Source organism: Amycolatopsis sp. cmx-11-51 (genome assembly GCF_047608665.1).
Classification (GTDB): Bacteria; Actinomycetota; Actinomycetes; order Mycobacteriales; family Pseudonocardiaceae; genus Amycolatopsis.
The window spans coordinates 187,326-211,119 of record NZ_JADNQO010000010.1; the positions used below are offsets into that span (position 1 = coordinate 187,326).

At 68.5% G+C, this 23,794-nt stretch carries 17 protein-coding genes; 3 read left to right on the forward strand and 14 right to left on the reverse strand.

Features of this window, described 5'->3' with window-relative positions; translation table 11 throughout:
* Positions 1-7: 7 nt before the first annotated feature.
* Positions 8-1,591, forward strand: coding sequence for a sodium:solute symporter (locus ACM6LU_RS28670; protein WP_414940885.1), 1,584 nt, complete (start codon positions 8-10; stop codon positions 1,589-1,591).
* A gap of 71 nt (positions 1,592-1,662) precedes the next feature.
* On the opposite strand, the gene smc is transcribed toward ACM6LU_RS28670, so the two are convergent.
* The 9 genes from smc to kdpF form a co-directional block, all read right to left on the reverse strand.
* Positions 1,663-5,262, reverse strand: coding sequence for a chromosome segregation protein SMC (gene smc, locus ACM6LU_RS28675; RefSeq protein ID WP_414940886.1), 3,600 nt, complete (start codon positions 5,260-5,262; stop codon positions 1,663-1,665).
* A 101-nt stretch (positions 5,263-5,363) separates the two neighbouring features.
* A complete protein-coding gene (locus tag ACM6LU_RS28680) occupies positions 5,364-5,651 on the reverse strand; it encodes an acylphosphatase (RefSeq protein ID WP_414940887.1) in 288 nt (95 codons plus the stop codon).
* 285 nt (positions 5,652-5,936) lie between these two features.
* Complete coding sequence (locus tag ACM6LU_RS28685) at positions 5,937-6,476, reverse strand: hypothetical protein (protein WP_414940888.1); 540 nt, start codon at positions 6,474-6,476, stop codon at positions 5,937-5,939.
* A 242-nt stretch (positions 6,477-6,718) separates the two neighbouring features.
* A complete protein-coding gene (locus tag ACM6LU_RS28690; RefSeq protein WP_414940889.1) occupies positions 6,719-7,420 on the reverse strand; it encodes a response regulator in 702 nt (233 codons plus the stop codon).
* Positions 7,417-10,002, reverse strand: a complete 2,586-nt coding sequence (locus ACM6LU_RS28695; RefSeq protein ID WP_414940890.1) for a DUF4118 domain-containing protein — start codon at positions 10,000-10,002, stop codon at positions 7,417-7,419. Before ACM6LU_RS28695 ends, ACM6LU_RS28690 begins: the two co-directional genes overlap by 4 nt.
* Positions 10,003-10,007: 5 nt before the next feature.
* Positions 10,008-10,619 carry a potassium-transporting ATPase subunit C gene (locus tag ACM6LU_RS28700; RefSeq protein ID WP_414940891.1) on the reverse strand — a complete coding sequence of 204 codons (612 nt, stop codon included), beginning with the start codon at positions 10,617-10,619 and terminating at the stop codon, positions 10,008-10,010.
* A 4-nt stretch (positions 10,620-10,623) separates the two neighbouring features.
* Complete coding sequence (gene kdpB / locus ACM6LU_RS28705; RefSeq protein ID WP_414940892.1) at positions 10,624-12,717, reverse strand: potassium-transporting ATPase subunit KdpB; 2,094 nt, start codon at positions 12,715-12,717, stop codon at positions 10,624-10,626.
* Positions 12,714-14,384, reverse strand: coding sequence for a potassium-transporting ATPase subunit KdpA (gene kdpA, locus ACM6LU_RS28710; protein ID WP_414940893.1), 1,671 nt, complete (start codon positions 14,382-14,384; stop codon positions 12,714-12,716). Before kdpA ends, kdpB begins: the two co-directional genes overlap by 4 nt.
* Positions 14,384-14,485, reverse strand: coding sequence for a K(+)-transporting ATPase subunit F (gene kdpF, locus ACM6LU_RS28715; protein WP_007031325.1), 102 nt, complete (start codon positions 14,483-14,485; stop codon positions 14,384-14,386). Before kdpF ends, kdpA begins: the two co-directional genes overlap by 1 nt.
* Positions 14,486-14,829: 344 nt before the next feature.
* On the opposite strand from kdpF, the gene asnB reads away from it, so the two are divergent.
* The gene (asnB, locus tag ACM6LU_RS28720; protein ID WP_414940894.1) at positions 14,830-16,662 is read left to right on the forward strand and encodes an asparagine synthase (glutamine-hydrolyzing); all 1,833 of its coding nucleotides are present in this window, start codon (positions 14,830-14,832) and stop codon (positions 16,660-16,662) included.
* Positions 16,663-16,682: 20 nt separating this feature from the next.
* Here the strand turns inward: asnB and ACM6LU_RS28725 are convergent, their stop codons facing one another.
* The 4 genes from ACM6LU_RS28725 to ACM6LU_RS28740 form a co-directional block, all read right to left on the reverse strand.
* Positions 16,683-17,231: a hypothetical protein gene (locus ACM6LU_RS28725; RefSeq protein WP_414940895.1), complete on the reverse strand. Its 549-nt coding sequence runs from the start codon at positions 17,229-17,231 to the stop codon at positions 16,683-16,685.
* Between the two features lie 385 nt (positions 17,232-17,616).
* A complete protein-coding gene (locus tag ACM6LU_RS28730) occupies positions 17,617-18,414 on the reverse strand; it encodes an ABC transporter permease (protein ID WP_414940896.1) in 798 nt (265 codons plus the stop codon).
* Between the two features lie 9 nt (positions 18,415-18,423).
* Entirely contained in the window at positions 18,424-19,287 is an 864-nt protein-coding gene (locus tag ACM6LU_RS28735; protein ID WP_414940897.1) for an ABC transporter ATP-binding protein, read from the reverse strand.
* Positions 19,284-19,679: a GntR family transcriptional regulator gene (locus ACM6LU_RS28740; protein ID WP_414940898.1), complete on the reverse strand. Its 396-nt coding sequence runs from the start codon at positions 19,677-19,679 to the stop codon at positions 19,284-19,286. The genes ACM6LU_RS28735 and ACM6LU_RS28740 overlap by 4 nt, the downstream gene beginning before the upstream one ends.
* Positions 19,680-20,147: 468 nt before the next feature.
* On the opposite strand from ACM6LU_RS28740, the gene ACM6LU_RS28745 reads away from it, so the two are divergent.
* The gene (locus ACM6LU_RS28745; RefSeq protein ID WP_414940899.1) at positions 20,148-23,129 is read left to right on the forward strand and encodes a BTAD domain-containing putative transcriptional regulator; all 2,982 of its coding nucleotides are present in this window, start codon (positions 20,148-20,150) and stop codon (positions 23,127-23,129) included.
* Here the strand turns inward: ACM6LU_RS28745 and ACM6LU_RS28750 are convergent.
* Entirely contained in the window at positions 23,126-23,611 is a 486-nt protein-coding gene (locus tag ACM6LU_RS28750) for a hypothetical protein (protein ID WP_414940900.1), read from the reverse strand. The two genes, ACM6LU_RS28745 and ACM6LU_RS28750, sit on opposite strands and share 4 nt — an antisense overlap.
* Positions 23,612-23,794 lie beyond the last annotated feature (183 nt).

The window sequence follows — 23,794 nt, forward strand, 5'->3', positions numbered from 1 at the left end:
GATACGGATGCGCGCACTTGACCTCGCGATCATCGGGCTTTTTCTGGTCGGCATGCCCCTGCTGGGCATCTGGATCGGCGGCAAACAGAAATCCGGCTCCGACTACTTCGTCGGCGAAGGCAAGATCTCCTGGTGGGTGGCCTGCCTTTCGGTGGTCTCCGCGGAGACGTCCACCCTCACCGTGCTCTCCGTGCCGACGGTGGCCTACATCGCCGCCCCTGGCGACGGCGGGATGACCTACCTGGCCTTGGCGATCGGCTACATCGCCGGCCGGACCGTGGTGTCGATGGTGCTGCTGCCGCGCTACGTCGCGGGCAACCTGGTCACCGCGTACGCCTTCCTGGGCAAACGATTCGGCGGCGGGCTGCAGGGCACCGCGTCGGTGACCTTCCTGCTCACCCGCACGCTGGCCGACGGCATCCGGCTGTTCGCCACCGCGATCCCGATCAAGGTGGTGATGGCCGCCTACGGCCTGAGCGTCTCGTACTGGACCATCGTGGTCGGGCTCGGCATCGCGATGGTGCTCTACAGCTTCTTCGGCGGGGTTCGCGCGGTCGTCTGGGTCGACGCGATCCAGATGCTCTGGTACATCCTCGGCGCGGTCGTGGTGATCTGGGCGCTCTCCGGCAAGCTGCCGGACGGCTGGTTCGGCAAGGCCGTCGACGCCGACAAGTTCCAGATCTTCGACTTCTCCTCGAACATGCTCACCGGCCAGTACGCGTTCTTCACCGCGGTGATCGGCGGCGCGGTGCTCTCGATGGCCTCGCACGGCTCGGACCAGCTGATCGTGCAGCGCCTGCAGGCCACCAACGACCTGCGGGCCGCGCGGAAGGCGTTGATCGCCAGCGGTTTCGTGGTGTTCATCCAGTTCGCGCTGTTCCTGTTCATCGGCGTACTGCTGTGGGCGCTGTACAACGGCCTGAGCCCGACCAAGCCGAAGCCGGAAGGCCTCGGACTGGCCAACAAGGACGAGCTGTTCGCGAACTTCATCGTGAACGACCTGCCCAGCGGCCTTTCCGGGTTCGTGATCGCCGGAATCCTGGCCGCCGCACTGAGTTCGTCGCTCGGCGCGCTGGCGTCGTCCACGGTGACCGACGTCTACGAACGGGTGATCGGCAGGCAGTTGCCGGAAGCCGACCGGCTGAAGCACGGCCGGATCTGGACGATCATCTGGGCGGGCGCGCTGATCCTGTGCGCCGGTTTCTTCGCCTCCGCCAACAAGACGTCGGCCGACCCGATCGTGGTGCAGGCGCTCGGCATCACCGGTTACACCTACGGCGCGCTGCTCGGCGCGTTCCTGCTGGGCCTGCTGTTCAAGCGGGCCAGGCAGGCGGACGCGATCGTGGCCTTCGTCTCGACGGTGGTCGTGATGGCGTTCATCATCCTCGGCGTCAAGTTCAACAAACCGGACGGCAGCCTGATCGGGATCGACTTCAGCAAGGCATCGGGGAACACGGTGGCGCTGGCGTGGCCCTGGTACACGCTGTGCGGCGTGGTGATCACGCTCCTGGTGGGCGGATTGCTCTCGCTGCGGCACGGGAGCGTGGATCCGCTGGCGGAGCCGGACGTGAAGGAGTCGACGCCCGTTTAACCCCCTTTCGAACGCTAGGAACGGTCCGTTCCTTGCAAATTTTGCTAGGAACGGACCGTTCCTAGCACGCGCTAAGCGGGAACAGGGTCCTCTTCGGCGGTCCGCAGCCGCTGCGAGATGACCTTCGTGATGCCGTCGCCCTGCATCGAAACGCCGTACAGGGCGTCGGCGATCTCCATGGTCGGCTTCTGGTGGGTGATGATGATCAGCTGCGACGAGTCCCGCAGCTGCTCCAGCAGCCCGATCAGCCGTCGCATGTTGGTGTCGTCGAGCGCGGCCTCGACCTCGTCCATCACGTAGAAGGGCGAAGGCCGGGCGCGGAAGATCGCCACCAGCATGCCGACGGCGACGAGTGACTTCTCACCACCGGAAAGCAGCGAGAGTCGCTTGACCTTCTTGCCCGGCGGGCGCGCTTCGACGTCGACACCGGTGGAGAGCAGGTCGTTGGGCTGGGTGAGCACCATGCGCCCCTCACCGCCCGGGAACAGCACGCTGAACACGGTCTCGAACTCGCGAGCGACGTCCTCGTACGCCGACTCGAAGACCTCGAGGATCTTTTCGTCGACCTGCTTGATGACGGCTTCGAGGTCCTTGCGGGTGTCCTTGAGGTCTTCGAGCTGGGTCGAGAGGAACTTGTACCGCTCCTCCAGCGCCGCGAACTCCTCCAGCGCCAGCGGGTTGACCTTGCCCAGCAGGCTCAAGTCCTTCTCCGCGCGCTTCGCCCGGCGGGCCTGGGTGTCGCGGTCGAACGGCATGGGCGGCGGCTGGGTGACGTCTTCGCCGCGTTCCTTGGCCGCCTCGTACTCGGCCATCTCCCCCGCGCTCGGCGGCACGGGGATGTCCGGGCCGTACTCGGAGACCAGGTCTTCGAGGCCGATACCGAAGTCCTCGGCGATCTTGGTTTCGAGCTGCTCCAGCCGCAGCCGCTGCTCGGCACGCAGCACCTCGTCGCGGTGAACGGCGTCGGTGAGCTTCTCCAGTTCGCCGGTCAGCTCGCGGACCTTGCTGCGGACCTGGGTCAGCGCGGTCTCCCGCGACTGCCGCCGCGCCTGCGCCTCGTCCCGCTCGTGGGCGGCGCGCTGCACGGAAACCTCGATGCGCTCCAGCGCGATCTCGCCGCCGTTGACCACCGCGTTGGCGATCTCGGCGCCGCGTTTCCGCGCGGCCCTCGCCTTTTCGGCGCGTTCGCGGGCCTGGCGCTCGGCGTACGCGGCACGGCGGAGCGATTCGGCCTTGCCCTGGATGCTCCGCGCTCGCTCCTCGGCGGTGCGCAGCGCGAGCCGGGACTCCATCTCTTCCTGGCGGACGGTGCCGAGGTCTTCGGCGGCCTGGTCGCGTTCGACGGTGTCCGGGTCCTCGTCGATCTCCTGATCGGCGACCGCGGACAGCCGCTCTTCGAGTTCGGCGAGCTGCCGCAGCGCCTGTTCACGGCTCTGCTCGACCTTGGCGCGCTGGTTGCTCAGCCGCTCCATCTCCGCCTGCGCGGCGCGCGCGGCCTGCTGCATGCGGTTCAGCCGCTCGGACGAGCGGGCCTTGCGGACTTTCGCGTCCCCGAGGGCGTCCTTGGCCCTGCCGACCTCTTCGCGCCGTGCCTGCTGTCCGGCGCGGGCGCCTTCGAGTTCCGCGGCGGCGCGTTCCAGCGCGCGCTCGGCGGCGTTCAGCCGATCGCCCGCCTCGTCGACGGCGGCCCGCACCTCGATGACGCTCTCACTGCGGGCCGAACCACCGACAGCCCAGCGGGCACCGAAGACGTCGCCCTCTGGCGTGACCGTGCTGACCTCGGGATATAGCTCGACGAGACGGCGCGCGGACTCCAGACCGTCCACAATGGCCACCCGGTCGAGTGCGTGCTCGACGGCGGACCGGAGCGCGGACGGCGCCGAGACCACTTCGCGTGCCCAGCGCGCACCCTGCGGCAGCGTCGGCCAGGCACTGGTGTCCACTGTGGACTCCAGGCCGCCGAGCAGGATGCCCGCGCGACCGGAGTCGTTGTCCTTCAGGAATTTCAGTGCGGCGAGCGCGTCGGCGCCGCCGTTGACCGCGACCGCGTCGGCGACCGGGCCGAGTGCCGCGGCCAGCGCCACCTCGTGCCCTGCCTCGACGGTGAGCAGCGCGGCCACCGAACCGAGCAGACCCGGCAGCTCGTGCTGCGCGCCGAGCAGCGCACCGGCGCCGTCCTTGCGGCGCAAGCCCATCGACAGCGCCTCGACGCGTGCCTTCTCCGACGCGATCTCGCGTTCGACGGTCCGCTCGACCTTGACCAGTTCCTCGACCCGCGCCTTGGCGGCGTTGTTGGCCTCCACCGCGCGGTCGTGATGGGCTTGCAGGTCGAAGTCGTCGGATTCCTCGACGCCGCCCTCGGCCTTGGCTTCTTCGAGTTCCTCGACGGCGATCTCCGCACGCTCGGCGGCCTCTTCGAGCGACACGGTGAGCCTGTCGATCTCGTCGGAGGTGGCGCCGTTCTTGCTGCGCAGCGCCTCGACCTGCCCGGCGAGCTTCGCGAGGCCTTCCCGCCGGTCGGCGATCGCGCGAACGGCGGCCATATGCGCGCGCTCGGCGGCCTGCACGAGGTGTTCGAGCTGCTCGCGCCGCTGGACGGTCTCCGAAAGCACCATCCGTGCCTCGGCGACGGCCTCGTTGAGCTCCTGCTCCCGCTCGGCGACCTGCTCGGCCTCGGCTTCCAGTTCGTCGGGATCACGGCCGTTGCCGGCGTGCTGCACGTCGGACGACAGGTGCCGCTGACGCTCCAGCGCGAGGCGCACGGTGCCGCGCAACCGCTCCGTCAACGCGGAAAGCTTGTACCAAGTCTCCTGGGCCGCGGCCAGCCGCGGCGCGTCCTCGGCGAGCGAAGCCTCGAGTTCGGCTTCCTCGGCGGCGACGATCTCCAGTGCCTGCTCGACCTCGGTACGGCGCTGACGGGCGACACGCTCGTCAGCCTCTTCCTTGGCGATGCCGGAGCGCTGGGTGACGAGGTCGTCGGCGAACAACCGCAGCCGGGCGTCACGCAGTTCGGACTGCACCCACTGCGCCTTGCGGGCGATCTCGGCCTGCTTGCCCAGCGGTTTGAGCTGGCGGCGCAGCTCGGTGGTGAGGTCGCCGAGGCGATCGAGGTTGCCCTGCATGTTCGCGAGCTTGCGCAGGGTCTGTTCCTTGCGCTTGCGGTGCTTGAGGACCCCGGCGGCCTCTTCGATGAAGGCGCGGCGCTCTTCAGGCTTCGATTCGAGGATCGCCGAAAGCTGGCCCTGCCCGACGATGACGTGCATCTCGCGGCCGATACCGGAGTCCGACAGCAGTTCCTGCACGTCCATCAGGCGGCAGCGGTCGCCGTTGATCTCGTACTCGCTCGCGCCGTCGCGGAACATGCGGCGGGTGATCGAGACCTCGGAGTACTCGATGGGCAGCGCGCCGTCGGCGTTGTCGATGGTGAGGGTGACCTCGGCGCGCCCGAGCGGGGCGCGGCCGGCGGTCCCGGCGAAGATGACGTCCTCCATCTTGCCGCCGCGCAGGTCCTTCGCGCCCTGGGTGCCCATGACCCAGCGGAGCGCGTCGAGGACGTTCGATTTGCCGGAGCCGTTCGGCCCGACCACACAGGTGATGCCCGGCTCGAAACGCAACGTCGTCGCCGAGGCGAAGGACTTGAAGCCCTTGAGCGTCAGGCTCTTCAGGTGCACGTCGTGCTGACCCCTCTAGGCTGCGGGAACCGGTCGTTCAATCGGCCCAGGTTACCCGTGTGGCGGGTGCGGGCGTGGGAGGCGGGGGCAACGGAACCGGCTCAGCGTTCCACGAAGCCGCGGATCCCGCCTTTCGCTGACGACCAGCGCTCAACGACGCGATCCACACTACCGGGTGATTCTCCCGACCGAAGAGCCGTCAAAAGCCGCTCACAGTGTTCACGAACACCCTCCGCTACCACCTCGACACGTCCGTCGGCCAGGTTGCCCGCGCTGCCGACGAGGCCCAGCTCAAGCGCCCGGCTACGGGTCCACCAGCGGAAACCGACCCCCTGGACGCGGCCGTGCACCCACGCGGTCAGCCTGATGTGCGTTTCTTCCTCACTCACGACCACTATCGTGCACCATGCGGACGAACGCGGAGCGTGAACACTACGTTCGCTGTCGTTCGCAGACGGTGAGGCAGCGGTGATAATCTCCGCGCCGGGTCCCCACTTGGCTACCTCGCCCGGTAGCCGGAGACGACACGGTGTTGTCCGGCCGTCGTCGCCTCAACTCCCCGAAGTCCCCCATCCGAGGAGCCAGCACATGCCCCGTCCCGACGGGTCTGATCCGAGCGCACGCGTGTCCGTGGCACCCCCGCGCGGCGCCACCGGCAAGCTCAGCCGCGCCGGCTACGCCGTAGTCGGCGTCAGCGGCCTCGTGGTGGCGACGGCCTTCGCCGCGATCGCCGAACTGGCGGGTCCCGGCGTTTCGACCACCGCGGGCGGCACCGGCTTCCCCGGCGGGCAGGGCACCTCCCCCGCCGGCGTCCAGCTGGTCCCCGGCAACGCGGTCCCGGGCGGCCCGATAACCGTCAGCGGCTCGCCGATCCCCGGCGCGCCCGCCAGCTCCACGGCGCCGCCGACCACGGTGACGTCGGTCGGCCCGGACGGCAAGGAGACGACGAGCGTCGTCACGCCACCGCCGCCGAACCCCGGCCCTGGTCCTGGTCCTGGCCCAGGCCCCGGCGAGCCGCCACGCACGATCCTGCCGCCGACGCCTCCCACCAAGACGACTCCGCCGACGAAGACGACCACGACGCCGCCAACGACTCCACCGTCCGAGACGCCGACCACTCCCGTCAGCTCGACCCCGGGCGGCGGCTCCAGCAGCAGCGGCGCTCCCGAGTCCTCGCCGGGCCGGTCCAGTATTTCCGGTACCGACACGACCACGAGCGGCCCTCTGTAAGCCCCACAACGTGAAATGAACGGGACTTTCATCGCAAAATTTGCGATGAAAGTCCCGTTCATTTCAGCTTCGGCTTCCTGTCCCAGGTTGCGACGCCGGAGTTCTTGGGGTAAGGCATCGTCAGCCTCGCACAGCGACCAATAGCCGCCTGACCTACAAGACCGGGACCCTGGCGCCTAGCGCGAGGAAGGGGCCTTCATGTACTTGGCCGCAAGACAACACAGCCTCACATTTCGAAGCGGTACCCCATCCCCGGTTCCGTCAGCAGGTGCCGCGGCCGCGAGGGTTCCGGTTCCAGCTTCCGCCGCAACTGCGCCAGATACACCCGCAGGTAGTGCGACTCGGTCTCGTAGTTCGGGCCCCACACCTCGTGCAGCAGCTGCTTCTGCGCCACCAGCCGTCCCCGGTTGCGCACCAGCAGTTCCAGCACGCCCCATTCGGTCTTGGTGAGGTGCACTTCCTTGCCGTCCCGGCGCACCTTCTTGGCCGCCAGGTCGATGCAGAACGATCCCGTGTCCACCACCGCGTCCACACCGTCCACACTGGACGCCGCCGAACGCCGCACGGCGGCACGAAGCCGCGCCAGCAGTTCGTCCATGCCGAAGGGCTTGGTGACGTAGTCGTCGGCGCCGGCGTCGAGCGCCTGCACCTTGTCGGCCGAGTCGCCGCGCGCGGACAGCACGATGATCGGCACCGTCGTCCAGCCGCGGAGCCCGGCGATCACCTCGGTGCCGTCGAGGTCGGGAAGGCCGAGGTCGAGTACGACGACGTCGGGTTTGGTCTCGGCGACGGCCTTCAGCGCGGCCGTCCCGTCGTGCGCGGTGATCACCTTGTAGCCGCGGGCGGAAAGGTTGATCCGCAGGGCTCGCACGATCTGCGGTTCGTCGTCGACGACCAATACGGTCGCCGACGCGGTTTCGGCGCTCATCGCACTCGCTCCTCCTCTTCGTTTTCAAGGCCCTCGTCGTCGAAAGCGAGGAGGTTCTTTTCCGGATCCTGACCAACATAGGCGGGCAGCGAGATGACGACGGTGAGCCCGCCGCCGGGCGTGTCCTCCGCCCGGATCCGCCCGCCCATCGCCTCGGTGAACCCCTTGGCGACAGAGAGCCCCAGTCCCACGCCGGGCACGCTGTCCCGGTCTCCCCCGAGCCGCTGGAACGGCGCGAAAGCCGAGTCCGCGGTGCCTTTTTTGAGGCCTCGCCCGTGGTCGACGATGCGGAGTTCGACGTGCTCCGAATGCGTGCTGGCGCGGGCCGAGACCGGCTCGCCGGACACGCCGTGCCGCAGCGCGTTGTCGATCACGTTCGCCACGACCCGTTCCAGCAGGCCGGGATCCGCGCACACCGACGGCAGCCTGGCGTCGATCGCGACCACGACCGACGCCGAATTGTCCACATTGGACAGGGCATGCGAGACGACCTCGTCGTAGCCGACCGGGCGCAGGTGCGGGCGGACCGCTCCGGTCGCCAGGCGGGACGAGTCGAGCAGGTTGTCGATCAGCCCGGCGAGCCGGTCCGCCGATTCCTCGATCGCCTCCAGCAGCTCGTCCGTGTCCTCTTCGGACAGTGAGATGTCGGTCGCGCGCAGGCTGCCGATGGCCGCCTTGATGGAGGTCAGCGGCGTGCGGAGATCGTGTCCGACGGCCGACAACAACGCCGTGCGCAGTTCGGTCGCCTCGGCCTTGCGTTCGGCGCGGATGGCCGCCTTCGCCATCCTCTGCTGCCGCAGCGCGAGCAGCGCTTGGCCGGCCACGGCTTCCAGCACTCCACGGTCGGACGCGGGCAGCGCGCGGCCGCGCAGCGTCAGATGGACGTCGGCGGTGACCGCGATGTCGGAGTCGGCCTGATCCGGATCGGCACAGGGATCCGAGCCCGCGTTCGCCACGCGTTTCCACTTCCCGTCCCGCTTTTCCAGCAGGGACACCGAAGTCATCCCGAAGTTCTCGCGGACCTTCTCCAGCAGCCGCTCGATCGGGTTGGTGTGCGTGAGCACGGTCCGTGCGTAGGAGGCGAGCAGCGCCGCTTCGGTGCGCGCCCGCGCGGCCTGGGTCGCGCGCCGGGCGGCCGTGTCGACGACCGCCGCGACGAGAATCGCCACCAGCACCATCGCGACCAGCGTGATCACGTTGCGCGGCTCGTGGACGGTCAGGTTGTACAGCGGCGGGGTGAAGAAGAAGTTCAGCAGCCCGGCCGAGATCACCGCCGCGAGCAGCGCGGGCCCGAGCCCGCCCACGAGCGCGACCAGCACCGTCGCGAGGACGTAGTCGACCACGTCGGTGGAAAAGTCCAACTGATCCCGCAGCAGGACGCCGAGCAGCGTCGCCAGTGCCGGCAACACCAGCGAGAGCGCCCAGCCACTCAGCCGCCGCGACGGCGTGAGCGGACTTCGGCTGAACCGGGCGCGCAACCGTCCGCCCGCTTGGGCGTGCGTGACCATGTGGACGTCGATCGGGCCGGACCGCTGGACCACGGCCGCGCCGATGCCCTCGTCGAACAGCCGAGCGACCCGCGAACGCCGCGAGGTCCCGACGACCAGCTGGGTCGCGTTCACCCCGCGTGCGAAGTCGAGCAGCGCGGTCGGCACGTCGTCACCGACGACGGTGTGGAAGGTCGCGCCGACCTCTTCGGTCAGCTTCCGGTACTTCCCGACCGCCGTCGGCCCCATCCCGGCCAGCCCGTCCCCGCGCAGGATGTGCAGCACCTGCAGTTCGGCACCCGCGCGGTTCGCGATCCGGCTCGCGCGGCGAATCAGCGTCTCGCTCTCCGGGCCACCGGTGATGGACACGACCACCCGTTCGCGGGCTTCCCACGTGTCGGTGATCTCCTGCTCGGCGCGATACCGCTGGAGTGCGACGTCCACCTGGTCCGCGACCCACAGCAGCGCGAGCTCCCGCAGCGCGGTGAGATTGCCGGGCCGGAAGTAGTTGCCCAGCGCCGCGTCGATCCGCTCGGCCGGGTAGACGTTGCCGTGCGCGAGGCGCCGCCGCAGCGCCTCGGGCGTGATGTCGACCAGCTCCAGCTGCTCGGCCCGCCGCACGACCTCGTCGGGCACCGTCTCCTGCTGGACGACGCCGGTGATGCGCTCGACGACGTCGTTGAGGCTCTGCAGATGCTGCACGTTGACCGTGGAGAGGACGTCGATCCCGGCGGCGAGCAGTTCGTCGATGTCCTGCCAGCGCTTCTCGTTACGCGAACCCGGCACGTTGGTGTGTGCGAGTTCGTCCACGACGGCGACCTCGGGCGCGCGGGCGAGCAGCGCGTCGAGGTCCATCTCCTCGAATTCGCGGTCCCGGTGCTCGGACCGGCGGCGCGGGACGGTCTCCAGTCCCTCGACAAGCTCCGCGGTCTTCTTGCGGCCGTGTGTCTCGACCAGGCCGATGACCACGTCGGTGCCCCGGTCGAGGCGACGGCGCGCCTCGCCGAGCATCGCGAAGGTCTTCCCGACGCCAGGGGCCGCGCCGAGGTAGATCCTCAGCTCACCCCGGCGCGGCTTGGTCGTGTTCTCGTCCACGAGTGTCAGTGTGCTCCTCCGGCCGCGTCACGCACGGCCAAGTTGACCTTCAGCACATCGACGCCCGGCACACCGATCCCGGCGCCGCCCGTGTTTTCCGCCACGAGCTGCCGGACCTTCTTCTCGGGGAGGCCGGTGTTCCTCGCCACTCGCGTGACCTGCAGGTCGGCGTAGGCGACGCTGATCGCCGGATCCATCCCCGATCCCGACGCCGTCACAGCGTCGGCGGGCACCCGCGACTCCTGGACGCCTTCGCGGGCGGCGATCAGCTTCTTGCGCTCGCCGATCGCGGCGACCAGGTCCTCGTTGTACGGGCCCTTGTTCGATGGGCCGGACGACGACGGGTCACCGGGGCCGAGCACGTCCTTCGAACCCGCGGACGGGCGGTTGTGGAACCAGGGGTCCTTGGCCGGGTCGGCCGCGACCGGGTCGACGCCGATCAGTGACGAGCCGACGGCCTGCCCCTCTCGGGTGAGGATCGAACCTTCGGCGTTGCCTTCCAGCCCGGGGATCCGCGCCACGGCCCACACCCCCAAGGGGTAGACGACTCCCAGCAGGACCGTGAAGACGAGCAGGACACGCAGCCCGGCGAGGGTCTGCTTCAACAGTGCGTTCATGGGATTACCCGATTCCAGGGATGAGACGGACGAGCAGGTCGATCAGCCAGATCCCGAGGAAGGGGCTGACGATGCCACCGAGGCCGTAGACCAGCAAGTTCCGGCGCAGCAGCGCCGAAGCCGAGGACGGCTTGTACCGGACGCCGCGCAGGGCGAGCGGGATCAGCCCGACGATGATCAGGGCGTTGAAGATGACCGCCGACAGGATCGCCGACTTCGGCGTCGCCAGTTGCATGATGTTGAGCGCGCCGAGCTGGGCGAAGATACCGGTGAACATCGCGGGCAGGATCGCGAAGTACTTCGCGAGGTCGTTGGCGACGCTGAACGTGGTCAGCGCGCCGCGGGTGATCAGCAGCTGCTTGCCGATCTCCACGATCTCGATCAGCTTCGTCGGGTCGGAGTCGAGGTCCACCATGTTCCCCGCCTCCTTGGCGGCGGAGGTCCCGGTGTTCATCGCGACACCGACGTCGGACTGCGCCAGCGCGGGGGCGTCGTTGGTGCCGTCACCGGTCATCGCGACCAGCCGCCCGCCTTCCTGCTCCTTCTTGATCAGCGCCATCTTGTCTTCGGGCTTGGCCTCGGCGAGGTAGTCGTCGACACCCGCGTCCCGCGCGATCGCCTTGGCCGTCAACGGGTTGTCCCCGGTGATCATGACGGTCTTGATACCCATCGCACGGAGCTGGACGAACCGCTCCTTCATCCCGGGTTTGACCACATCGGACAGCCGGATCACACCACGTACGAACGCTTTCGCGCCGTCGTACTCCGCGACCACCAGCGGGGTCCCGCCCTCCCGGCTGATCTCGTCGACGACGCGTTCGGTCTCGTCCGGCATGTCGCCGCCGCGTTCGCGGACCCACGTCCGCACCGACCCGGCCGCGCCTTTACGGACCTGGCGTTCACCGATGTCGATGCCGCTCATCCGCGTCTGCGCGGTGAACTCGACGAAGTTCGCGAGCTTTTCGTCGTCGGACGCCGTCTCCGCGAGGCCGTGCTCACGGACGGCGAGCTCGACGATGCTGCGGCCTTCCGGTGTGCCGTCGGCGAGGCTGGAAAGCCTCGCCGCCTTGGCGATGTCGTCCACAGTGGATGTTCCGACCGGGATCAGCTCGGTGGCCTTGCGGTTGCCGAAGGTGATCGTGCCCGTCTTGTCCAGCAGCAAGGTCGAGACGTCGCCGGCGGCCTCCACCGCGCGGCCGCTCGTCGCGAGCACGTTGCGCTGCACCAGCCGGTCCATCCCGGCGATACCGATCGCGGACAGCAACGCGCCGATCGTCGTCGGGATCAGGCAGACCACCAACGCGGTCAGCACGATCACGGACTGCTGGCTGCCGGAGTAGCCGGCCATCGGCTGCAGCGCCACGACGGCGAGCAGGAAGATGATCGTCAGCGTCGAGAGCAGGATGGTCAGCGCGATCTCGTTCGGCGTCTTCTGCCGGGAAGCGCCTTCCACCAAGGCGATCATGCGGTCCACAAAGGACTCGCCGGGTTTGGTGGTGATCTTCACGACGACCCGGTCCGAAAGCACCGTGGTCCCGCCGGTGACCGCGCACCGGTCACCGCCCGATTCGCGGATGACCGGGGCCGACTCACCGGTGATGGCCGATTCGTCGACGGTGGCGATGCCCTCGACGACGTCGCCGTCACCAGGGATGACCTGTCCGGCCTCGACCACCACGAGGTCGCCGACACGCAGGTCGACACCCGGCACGTTCTCCTCGTCGCCGTCCTCGGTGAGACGGCGGGCGATGGTCTCCTTTTTGCTGCGGCGCAGGGTTTCCGCCTGCGCCTTGCCCCGGCCTTCCGCGACGGCCTCGGCGAGGTTCGCGAACAGGACGGTGAACCACAGCCAGATCGCGATGAGGATGGTGAACACGCTCGGGTCGGTGACGGCGAACACCGTCGTCAGCGCCGAGCCCACCCACACCACGAACATGACCGGGTTGGCCAGCTGGTGCTTGGGGTTCAGCTTCCGCAGCGCCTCCGGCAGCGACGTCAGCAGCTGACGCGGGCTGAAGATCCCGGCACCGACACGGCCGGTGTTCTCGACGTGATGCTGGGAAGTCTCCTCGGGAGTACGTTCCTGAGTCATGGTCATGCGAGTGCCTCTGCGATGGGCCCGAGCGCAAGCGCCGGGATGAAGGTGAGGGCCGCGACGAGCACGATCGTGCCGGCGAGCATCGCGGCGAAGAGCGGTCCGGTGGTGGGCAGCGTGCCGGCGGTCTCCGGAACCTTCCGTTGCGACGCAAGGGATCCGGCCAGGCACAGGACGGCGATGATCGGGATGAACCGGCCGAGCAGCATCGCCACCGACAACGAGGACTGGAACCAGTCGCTGGTCACCGTCAGGCCGCCGAACGCGCTGCCGTTGTTGTTGCCCGCCGACGCGTAGGCGTAGAGGACCTCGGAGAGGCCGTGCGCACCCGAGTTGGTCATCGCGGCCGGGGTGTCGGCCAACATGAGCGCGATGCCGGACCCGAGCAGCACCACTGTCGGCATCGCGAGCATTGAGATCGCCGCGCAGGTGACCTCGCGTTTGCCGAGTTTCTTCCCCAGGTATTCGGGTGTCCGGCCGACCATCAGCCCGGCGAGGAACATCGCGATCACGGCCATCACCAGGATGCCGTAGAGACCGGTGCCCACCCCGCCCGGCGAGATCTCGCCCAGCAGCATGTTGAGCAGCGCGCCACCGCCGCCGAGCCCGCTGTAGCTGTCGTGCGCGCCGTTGACCGCGCCGGTCGACGTGCCGGTGGTGGCGTTGGCGAACAGCGAACTCAGGCCGATGCCGAAGCGCTGTTCCTTGCCCTCCAGGTTCGCCCCGGCGGCCAGCGACGCCGGACCGCTCGCGTGGGCTTCGGACAGCCAGGTCACGGTGAGCATCGTGGTGAACAGCCCGGCCATCACCGAAAGCAGGACATAGCCCTGCCGCGTGTTGCCGACGAGCTTGCCGAAGGTCCGCGTGAGCGAGACCGGGATGACCAGGATCAGGAAGATCTCGATCAGATTGGTCCACGCGTTGGGGTTCTCGAACGGATGGGCGGAGTTGGCGTTGAAGATGCCACCGCCGTTGGTGCCGAGTTCCTTGATGGCTTCCTGACTCGCGGCGGGTGCCAGCGCGATCTTTCCGGTGCTACCGTCGGGATTGAGGACGTCGACGCCGCTCTTGAGGCTCTGGACGACGCCGAGCGCGATCAGTGCGATCGCGGCCACGAACGCGATCGGCAGCAGGATCCGGACCGTGCCACGGGTCAGGTCCACCCAGAAGTTGCCGAGACGGTCGGTCTTCGCGCGGACGAACCCGCGGACCACCGCGACGGCGACCGAAAGACCCACGGCCGCGGACAGGAAGTTCTGCACGGTCAGGCCGGCCATCTGCACGAAGTGACCCATGGTCGCTTCGGGGCTGTAGGACTGCCAGTTCGTGTTGGTCACGAAGCTGACGGCGGTGTTGAAGGCGACCGCCGGCGAGACCGGTTCCTTGCCGAGGCTCCACGGCAGGATCGCCTGGAGCCGCTGAAGCAGGTACAGAAGGACGACGGAGACGAACGAGAAGCCGATCACGGCGGACGCGTAGGTCTTCCAGTGCTGTTCCGATCCGGGGTTCACCCGGAACAGGCGGTACAGGCCGCGTTCGGCCTTGGTGTGCTTCTCCGTAGAGGAGACAGAGAAGACGCGCGCCATGTAGTCGCCGAGTGGCCGGTAGACCACCGCGAGCGCGACGAGAAGGAGGCCGGCCTGCAAGAGGCCGGCCATCGTGTCTGACATCAGAATTTCTCCGGCCTGACCAGTGCGATGAACAAATAGACGATCAGCCCCAGCGCCAGCAGTCCGCCGACGACGTTGGCCACGGCTCCCGTGCCGGTCACAGCTTCTCCAGACCACGAAGGGTCAGGGCGAGAACCACGAATACGCCGATCAGGAGCACGGCGTAGAGCAAGTCGGCCACTAGGCACCTCTCAGGACAGGTCACCCCATCGGTGACCAGGACTCCGCAACAGTGCGCCGCGTGGAGCCGTCCGCGAACTCGGCCTGACGGCCTCTTGATGCCCCGATCGGGTGCCTTTACGACTTCTTGATGCCCGGTGACTTGTCCCACAGACAGTCACGCAGCGGGGACGGAGCGTGCAATTCGGGCAGACAAGCCATCCAAATCGTGTTACACCAGTGTTACAGATAGTTGTATGCGCTAACTAATCAACGGGAGGTAGCGATGTGCGGAATCGCAGGCTGGGTCTCCTTCGATACGGATCTGACGCAGCGCGGGGAAATCGTCGACGCGATGACCGAGACCATGGCGTGCCGCGGTCCTGACGACTCGGGCACCTGGATCCGGCCGGACGTGGCGCTGGGCCACCGCCGTCTCGCGATCATCGATTTGCCGGGCGGCGGGCAGCCGATGGCCGAAGCCGGGCTGGCGGCCATGGTCTACAGCGGTGAGGCGTACAACTTCACCGAGCTGCGTGAAGAACTTTTCCAGCGGGGCCACAAATTCGAGACCGACAGCGACACCGAGGTCGTGCTCCACGGCTACCTGGAGTGGGGCGACGAGGTCGTCGATCACCTCAACGGGATGTACGCCTTCGCGATCTGGGACGAGCGTGGCGAGAAGCTCGTGATGATCCGCGACCGCATGGGCATCAAACCGTTCTACTACTACCCGACCTCCGACGGCGTCCTGTTCGGTTCCGAGCCGAAGGCGATCCTCGCCAACCCCTTGGCGCGCAAGGTGGTCGACTCCGACGGTCTGCGCGAGCTGATGTCGATGACCAAGACTCCGGGCTGGTCACTGTGGAAGGGCATGCACGAGGTCGGGCCGGGCACGATCGTCACCGTCGACCGCTCCGGGATCCGCACGCGGACGTACTGGAAGCTGGAAGCGAAGCAGCACACGGACGACCAGGAGACCACGGTCGAGCGGGTCCGCGAGCTGATGACCGACATCGTGCACCGTCAGCTGATCGCCGACGTGCCCCGCTGCGTCCTCCTGTCCGGCGGGCTCGATTCCAGCGCCGTCACGGGTCTCGCCGCGGCGCGGCTGGCCGAGCAGGGCGAGCGGCTGCGCACGTTCTCGGTCGATTTCCTCGGCCAGGAAGAGCACTTCACGCCGGACGAGGTGCGGGACACCCCGGACTCGCCCTTCATCCGCGACGTCGCGGACCTGGTCGGTTCCGACCACAAGGACGTCATGCTCAACCCGGCCGAGCTCAGCGACCCGGAGGTGCGCCGCAAGGTGCTGACCGCGCGGGACATCCCCGCCGGGCTCGGCGACATGGACACCTCGCTGTACCTGCTGTTCAAGGCGATCCGCGCGGAATCCACGGTCGCGCTGTCCGGCGAGTCGGCCGACGAGGTGTTCGGTGGATACCGCTGGTTCCACGACGAAGGCGCGGTGAACTCGGGGACGTTCCCCTGGCTCGCGTTCCGCATGGGGCTGACGAGTGAACGGGGCGCCCTGCTGCGCCAGGACGTCCGAAACAAGCTGGATCTGCCCGGCTACATCGCCGACCAGTACAGCACCGCCGTCGCCCAGGTCGAGTACCTCGACGGCGAAAACGAGCAGGAACGGAAGATGCGGACGGTCTGCAACCTCCACCTAGGCCGCTTCGTGCGGATGCTGCTGGACCGCAAGGACCGGGCGTCGATGGCCGTCGGACTCGAGGTGCGGGTGCCGTTCTGCGACCACCGTCTCGTCGAGTACGTCTACAACACGCCGTGGTCGCTGAAGACGTTCGACGGCAGGGAAAAGAGCCTGCTGCGGCACGCCACGAAGCACGTGCTGCCCGCTTCGGTGCGTGACCGGGTCAAGAGCCCGTATCCGTCCACTCAGGACCCCGGCTACGCGGCGGCGTTGCAACAGCAGGCCAAGGAAGCCCTGACCGAACGGGACAACCCGGTGTTCTCACTGGTGGACCGTGACTGGCTGCACCGGGTGTCCGAAGTGGACCCGGTCACGATGTCCTCGGCCCAGCGCACCGGGATCGACCGGGCGCTGGACCTCTACCACTGGTTCGACCTGTACCAGCCCGAACTGCAGCTGGACTGAGGTTTCGGTCCGCCGTCGTCTCAGCGACGGCGGCGGACCGTTCCCCCTACCGCGACACCCCCGAGTACCGCGGTAGCGGCGAGCAGGATGCCCGCCTCGGTCCATTGGAAGCGCCAGAACCGGCCGACGGGCTGGTAGACGGTGAAGTCCTGATAGCCCGCCGCCAGAGCGCACACGCTCTTCCCCAGCCCCAGTGGGCAGCCGGGGACCTCGTCCAGCGAACTCATTTCGCGGCCGTCCGGCGCGACCCTGCCCATGTTGACGATCAGAGCCCCCTTCGCGGCCGGATCCGGGCCGGTCGTGCGCACCGGCTCGGCGTAATGCGGCCTCAGGACGAGCAAGACGATCGAAGCCGCGACGAACACCGCGACCGTGATCGCGATGGCGGGCAGGGTCTTGCGCACCAGCACCCCGGCCGCCGTCCCGAGGGTGAAGGCGAACAGCCACCAAGCGGCGGGCGCGATCCCGACCGCGCCGAAGTAGGACGTCTCGGCGAAGGTCTCCGCCTTGCCGGGGAACATTTCCAGCCACCTGCCGAATATCTGCCCCGACGCGAGTCCTGCCAGCATCGCGCATCCGGCGAGGACGCCGAACTTGACGGCCAGCCAGTGCCCGCGGCCGACCGACTGCGTCCACGCGAGCTGATGGGTGTTGCGCTCGTACTCCCTGGCGAGCAGCGCGCGCCCCAGAAGACGCCGGCCAGCAAGGGAACGAACGGCACCATCGCGATCAGCAAGTAGATCTTCTGGTAGAGGTCCTCCAGTCCCGCGTCGTACTCACGGCACGGGGTGCCGCCTCCGTGACAGTACAAAGAGGTCTCGCCGTTCGCGGCGTCCGTGGCGAACTGCCCGGACAAGAGTAAGACGCCGCCGAGCACGGCAAGGAATCCCAAAGTGACCAGCAGCTGCGCGCGGTGCTGCCGCCAGGTGAGCCAGAGCAAGAACGAATCCCTTTCTAGGAGCGGCGTCGGACGGCGAAGGCCGCGACGACGGCTAACAGCAGCGTGACGCCGCCCAGGATCGCCGCCTCGGTCCATTGGAAGCGCCAATACCAGTCCGACGGCAGGATCTTGAGCGCGGTGACCTCGCCGGTGGCGTCCCGGACCTCGGCCAGCACCCGGCCTCCCGGGCCGTCACGACCGAAGTCCAAGGCGACGACTTCCGGTTCGGCGTAGAGGTCGCGGAAGTTGGACACACCGATCATCAGACCGACGATCACCGCGATGGTGACGGCGATGGCCGGGAGGGTCTTGCGGATGAGCGCACCCGCGGCCGTGCCGAGCACGAACCCGAAGAGCCACCACACGCCGGGCGCGACACCGGTCATCGCGAACAGGACGGGGTTGTCGAAGCGACTAATGAACGCGGTGTCGCCGCGATCGGTCGGGAAGACCTCCACCCAGCGCTGCATCATCGTGCCGAACGCGAGACCGCCGAGCGTGGCGAGGACGGCGAGGAACCCCAGTTTCACGCCGAGCCACCGGAAGCGCGAGATCGACTGGGTCCAAGCGAGTCTCGTGGTGCCCCGTTCGTACTCGGCCGCGACCAGCGGCGCGCCCCAGAAGACGCCGATCGCCACCGGGAGGACCTGCAACCAGGAGAGGTAGGTGTACAGACTCTCGAAGAGCTTCGCCGGGTCGGTGCTCGTCGACGCGGCGTTTCCGTTGACAAACAACAGGATTCCGACAGCGATGAGCAGTGCCGCCGTGATCAGCAGCTGCATGCGGTGCTGGCGGTAGGTGAGCCAGAACATCGTTCCCCCTTACGCCGAAGCCAGTGTCGGACGCGGCAGGCTCGCGGACTCGGGCCGCCGCAGGTAAGCGAGCACCAGCTCCTCCAGGTTCGCCGGCCGCTCTGTCCACTGTGGACCCAGCGGAATCGGTTCGGTACGGGCGAAGACGGTCGCCTGCCTTCCGGCCCGGGCTTCGTCCACGACCGCGACGCGCTTGGCCAGTGCGTCGGCCTCCTCCGCGGGTCCGGAAAGGATCCGGTGCCCGGCGACGAGTTCGTCGATGTCGCCGCTGACCTGGACACGGCCTCCGTTGAGGACGATCAGCCAGTCGCAGGTGTTCTCCAGATCGGAGACGACGTGGGAGGAGAGCAGGACGGTCATCCCGGTCTCGGCGACCGCTTCCATCAGCCCGCGCATGACTTCGTGGCGGGCCAGCGGGTCGAGGTTCGCGAGCGGCTCGTCGAGGACCAGGAGGTCCGGGCGTTTCGCGAGCGCGAGGGTGAGCGCGACCTGCGCGCGCTGTCCCCCGGACAGCTTGCCGATCTTGTACTTCAAGGGAAGCCGCAGCGAATCGATGCGGTTGAGCGCGAACTCGTCGTCCCAGCCGGGATTGAGGCGCCTGCCGAACTTGAGCATCTCGGCGATACTGAAGCCGGGGTACAACGGTTTGTCCTGCGCCAGGAACGCGGTGGTTCCCTGGATCGAGACCGAGCCGAGGGTCGCGTCGAGCAGCCCGACGGCCAGGTGCAGGAAGGTCGTCTTGCCGGCGCCGTTCGGCCCGACCAGCGCGACGACGCGTCCTTTCGGGACGGACAGTGAGCAGTCGCGCAGTGCCCACTTGCGGCGGTAGCTCTTGCCGAGCCCTGTCGCCTCGATGACGGGTCTATCGGTCATGCCGTCCGCTCCCCTCGAAAGCCATCGACCACCACCGAGGTGAACAACGCCTCGACGTCTTCCTGATCCAGTCCCGATTCCCGTGCGTCGCGGACCCAGACCCCCAGGGTCTTCCGCAACCGCGTGTGCTCCGCGAACGAAGCGCCTCCGAGCGTCTTCTGCACGAAGGTGCCGAGGCCCGGCTTCCCTTCGACAAGGCCTTCGCGCTCCAGCTCGCGATAGGCCTTGAGGACGGTGTTGGGGTTGATCGCCAGCTCGGCGACCACCTCCTTCGCCGTCGGCAACCGGTCCCCCGGCTCCAGCAAACCCAGCCGGAGGGCGGTTTTGACCTGCTGGACGAGCTGGACGTACGTCGCGACGCCCGAGCCCTTGTCCAGATGGAAGGTGACCACTCGCAACACCCTTTCACTAATTAAGTAGTGAAAGGGTGTAGGACGACGTGCCTGCTTGTCAAGCCGGAAGGTGGTGCGAGTGAGCTTGACCCATCGCAAGTAGTCCTCTAGTTGCGGAAAGTCCTGGCGTGGGCGAGCTGCATCCGGCCCGCCCCAGGACGTCGCCTTGAGACGGCGAAGAGAAGAACCCCAGTCCCAGTCAAGAAGAAGCGCCAGTCCGACGACGCGGGGGAAGACGTCGAGCTGGCACTACCCCCAACCCCCACCGCCGTCAGAAGGCGGTGCCTGTGCAAGGTGAAGGTGCCCACCGTCGTACCGGAACCGAATGGGGGGTCCTGCCCGTCTTGTTGGTTGGGCACGGTTCCGGCGACGGGTCCTCGGTGGACACCCCATAAGGATCACGGCGTCCGGATGCAGGGCGCTTGCACTACGCTTGCAGGCTCTGACGACGTAGGCGGAGGTGGCCGGGTGGAGTTCCGCGTCCTCGGCGCCGTCGAGGCGTGGGCCGACGGCGGTCCGGTCGATCTCGGCTCGCCCAAACAACGGCTCGTGCTGGCGGTTCTCCTGCTGGAAGCGGGCAAGCCGGTGCCGCGTGACCGGATCATCGACCTGCTCTGGCCGGAAGCGCCGCCCGCGAGTGCCCGGAACACCGTTCAAGCGCTGGTGTCCCGGCTGCGGGCGGTGTTCCGCGGCGCGGGCGGGCCGGAGATCGTCTCCGAGGGGACCCGCTACCTGCTCAAGGTCGAGCCGCGCCAGGTCGACTTGCACCGCTTCACCGAACTCACAGCGCGAGCTCGCAGTGCCGACGACGAAACCGCGGTGGAACTCCTGGACGAGGCGCTCGGATTGTGGCGCGGCGAGGCGCTGTCCGACGTCGTGCGCGGCGAAGTCGCCCAGCGTCTCCGCGGCGGCATGAACGAGGAACGCTGGACGGCGCTGGAGGATCGCGCCGAGGCACAGTTGCGGCTCGGCCGCGGCCGTCAGGTCATCGCGGAGCTGACCGAACTGGTCGCCGCGCATCCCCTGCGGCAGCGGTTCGTCGGGCAGCTCATGGTCGCGCTGCACCGCGAAGGCCGCACCGACGACGCTCTCGAGGCTTTCCGCTCCCTGCGCGACAGGCTGGGCACCGAACTCGGCCTCGATCCCTCACCCGAGCTGCGCAAACTCGAAACCGCCATCCTCGCCGCCGACCCCGCCCTGGAGCCCGCGCCGGCGTCGGTCAAACCCGAGCCGGTCCGCCCGGCGCAGCTGCCGCACGACGTCCGGGGGTTCGCCGGGCGAGCGGCCGAGTTGGAGCGGCTCGACGAGGCGACCCGTCACGCGGCCGAGGGCACCGACATCTGGGTGATCAGCGGGACCGCCGGCGTCGGCAAGACCGCGCTCGCGGTCCGCTGGGCCCACCGCGTCCGCGACGCGTTCCCCGACGGCCAGCTCTACCTCGATCTGCGCGGCTTCGACCCCGACCACGAACCGCTCACCCCGGCGGTCGCGCTCACCCAGCTCCTCCAGGCGCTCGGCACCGCGCCCAAGGCCATCCCACCGGACACCGACACCCGCGCGGCACTCCTCCGTTCCCTCCTCGCCGACAAGCGGGTCCTCCTGGTCCTCGACAACGTGCGCGACACCGCCCAGGTGATGCCGCTGCTGCCGCCGTCCGGCACCGCCCTGGTCACCAGCCGCCAGCGGCTCGGCGATCTCATCGCCCGCACCGGCGCCCGCGCGCTCCCACTGTCCGTCCTTCCGGCCGAAGACGCGCGGCACCTGCTGGAAGCCGTGCTCGGCAGCGAAACCGTCGCCGCCGAGGCGGGCGCGGCGGCGGAGCTGGCCCGGCTGTGCGGACATCTCCCGCTCGCCCTCCGGATCGCGGCGGCCAACCTCGGTGCCAGCGGCGAACCCGAGATCGCCGAACTCGCCCGCGAGCTGGCCGGTGGCGACCCGCTGGCGGAACTCACCGTCGACGGCGCCGAGGAAAGTGCCGTGACCACGGCGTTCGGCGTCTCCTACCGGGCACTTCCCGAGGAACACCGCCTGCTGTTCCGAAGGCTCGCTCTGGTCCCGGGCCAGACGTTCACCGCCTCCGCCGCCCAGGCACTGACCGGTGCGACGCGGGGCAACCAGCTGCTCAAGGCGCTCGCGGCGGCCCACCTGGTGGAGCGCTACACCCCGGGGCGCTACCGGTTCCACGATCTACTCCGCAGTTTCGCGGCGGGCCGCACACTGTCGGAGGACACGAAGTCCGAACGCGACACCGCGGAGAGGCGGCTCTTCGAGCACTACCTGACCACCGCCGACGCGGCAGGCCGCGTCCTCATCCCGCATTTCTTGCGCCTTCCCCGCGAAGAACCGGAAGACAAACCCTTCGCCGACACCGAAGAGGCGCTGACCTGGCTGGACGCCGAGTGGCCGAACCTCGCCGCCGCGGTCGAGCACGGTGCCGAACACGGCCCGCCCGAGTTCTCCTGGCACCTCGCCGACGCGCTCCGCGCCTTCTTCCACCAGCGCGGCCACCACGCGGAGTGGATCGACACCGCGTCGACCGCGCTCAAGGCCGCCCGCCGCGGCGGCGCCGGACAAGCACAAGCGGCGATGCATCTGAGCATCGCGCTCGCCTGCGTCAACAGCGGCCGCTACGACGAAGCGCGCGAACACCTCACCAGCGCCTTGCGGGGAGACCTCCTCGACCGCTGGGACGCCGGCCGTGCCGCCGTGCTCAACAACCTGAGCGCGGTGCACCAGCGCCTCGGCGACCCGCAAGAGGCGATCCGCTGCGGGCTGGAATCCCTGCGATTGTGCGAAGAACTGAACATGCCCGCCATCTCGATGGCGTTGGCGAACCTCGGTTTCCCGTACTGGCAGACGGGTCAGCTCGACGAGGCACTCGCCAACTTCACCCGCGCGCTCGCCGTCGCCGAACGGGACGGCGCCCGGTTCAGCGTCGCGGTGCTGCTGGTCGACCTCGGCAACGTGCACCGCGATCTCGGGCTGCTCGATGAGGCCTACGACTTCTACACCCGCGCGCTCGCGGCCAACCGCGAACTCGGCTACACCTACGGCGAGGCCACGGCCCTGTCCGGCAGGGCCCTGCTCGAAAGCAGGCATGACCCGAGTGAGCAGAACCGCGCGGACGCGCTCGAAGCCGTCGAACTCACCCGCAAGATCGGTGACCGGGGCACCGAGGCCTGGACACTCGTCGGACTCGGCGAGGTCTGCCTGCGGCTCGGCCTGCCCGAGGAAGCCGCCGAACACCACCGGCTCGCGTTGTCCATCGCGCGGACGACCAGCTTCTTCTGGTGCGAGGCCGTCGCGCGGACCGGGCTCGCGGAAACCCTGCTGGAACTGGAAAAACTCGACGAAGCCAGGACACACGGCGAGCTGGCGCTGGAACTCGCTACGCGCTCCGGCTACCGGCTCGTCGAAGAACGCGCGGAGCTGATCCTGGGCAAGCTTTAGCCGCGCGCCTTCCCGTACGACCTCACGCTGCCGGCGATCGCCGCCATACTCGCCGTCAGGACGGCGAAGATGACCGCCAGCGCGATGGCGACACCGTTACCCTTGTCGAAGCCGAAGATCCACTTGAGCTGAGCGTCGAGGGGTGTGCCCCGCAGCAGCGGTGTCGCGAAAATCATCGCCACCGCGAAAAGCGCGCAAAGCCCGCACAGTGTCCAGGCGCCGGAAATCCTGCGGGCGAACGTGAATCCCGCCGCGACCACCAGCGCTCCGGCGCTGATGACGCCGAAGACGACGTTCTGCACCTCCACACCGGACCAATGACCGGTCGGCCCGTTGGCGTGGACGACGTTGTAGAGCACGAACCAGACGAGCATGACGACGGTGAGCAACGCCAGGGCACCGGCGATCACCGCCGCCGCGGCGTTCGCCCTCGCCCTGGGCTTCGGCAGAGGAAACCCGGGCTGCGGTGGATTCGGCTGCATCCGCACTCCTCGCGCGTTCGGCGACACGAAACGTGCCGCCCGTCATGGTCCGCGATCACCGTAGCGAAAGGGCGCCCATGGTGGTGGGGGGTGGCAGCAACTTGCCTTCGCGGCGCGGCGGCCCCGGGGCATCGCGGTCCGGTCCGTGTGAAGACCTCCTTGCCTACTCCGAAGGTAGCGAAG

Bases quoted from the DNA above. Each gene is read 5' to 3' on its own strand.
- kdpA (WP_414940893.1), bottom strand. From the start codon at position 14,384: ATGTCAGACACGATGGCCGGCCTCTTGCAGGCCGGCCTCCTTCTCGTC.
- ACM6LU_RS28750 (WP_414940900.1), bottom strand. From the start codon at position 23,611: ATGCAGCCGAATCCACCGCAGCCCGGGTTTCCTCTGCCGAAGCCCAGG.
- ACM6LU_RS28690 (WP_414940889.1), bottom strand. From the start codon at position 7,420: ATGAGCGCCGAAACCGCGTCGGCGACCGTATTGGTCGTCGACGACGAA.
- kdpB (WP_414940892.1), bottom strand. From the start codon at position 12,717: ATGACCATGACTCAGGAACGTACTCCCGAGGAGACTTCCCAGCATCAC.
- ACM6LU_RS28735 (WP_414940897.1), bottom strand. From the start codon at position 19,287: ATGACCGATAGACCCGTCATCGAGGCGACAGGGCTCGGCAAGAGCTAC.
- ACM6LU_RS28730 (WP_414940896.1), bottom strand. From the start codon at position 18,414: ATGTTCTGGCTCACCTACCGCCAGCACCGCATGCAGCTGCTGATCACG.
- ACM6LU_RS28725 (WP_414940895.1), bottom strand. From the start codon at position 17,231: ATGCTGGCAGGACTCGCGTCGGGGCAGATATTCGGCAGGTGGCTGGAA.
- ACM6LU_RS28670 (WP_414940885.1), top strand. From the start codon at position 8: ATGCGCGCACTTGACCTCGCGATCATCGGGCTTTTTCTGGTCGGCATG.
- ACM6LU_RS28700 (WP_414940891.1), bottom strand. From the start codon at position 10,619: ATGAACGCACTGTTGAAGCAGACCCTCGCCGGGCTGCGTGTCCTGCTC.
- asnB (WP_414940894.1), top strand. From the start codon at position 14,830: ATGTGCGGAATCGCAGGCTGGGTCTCCTTCGATACGGATCTGACGCAG.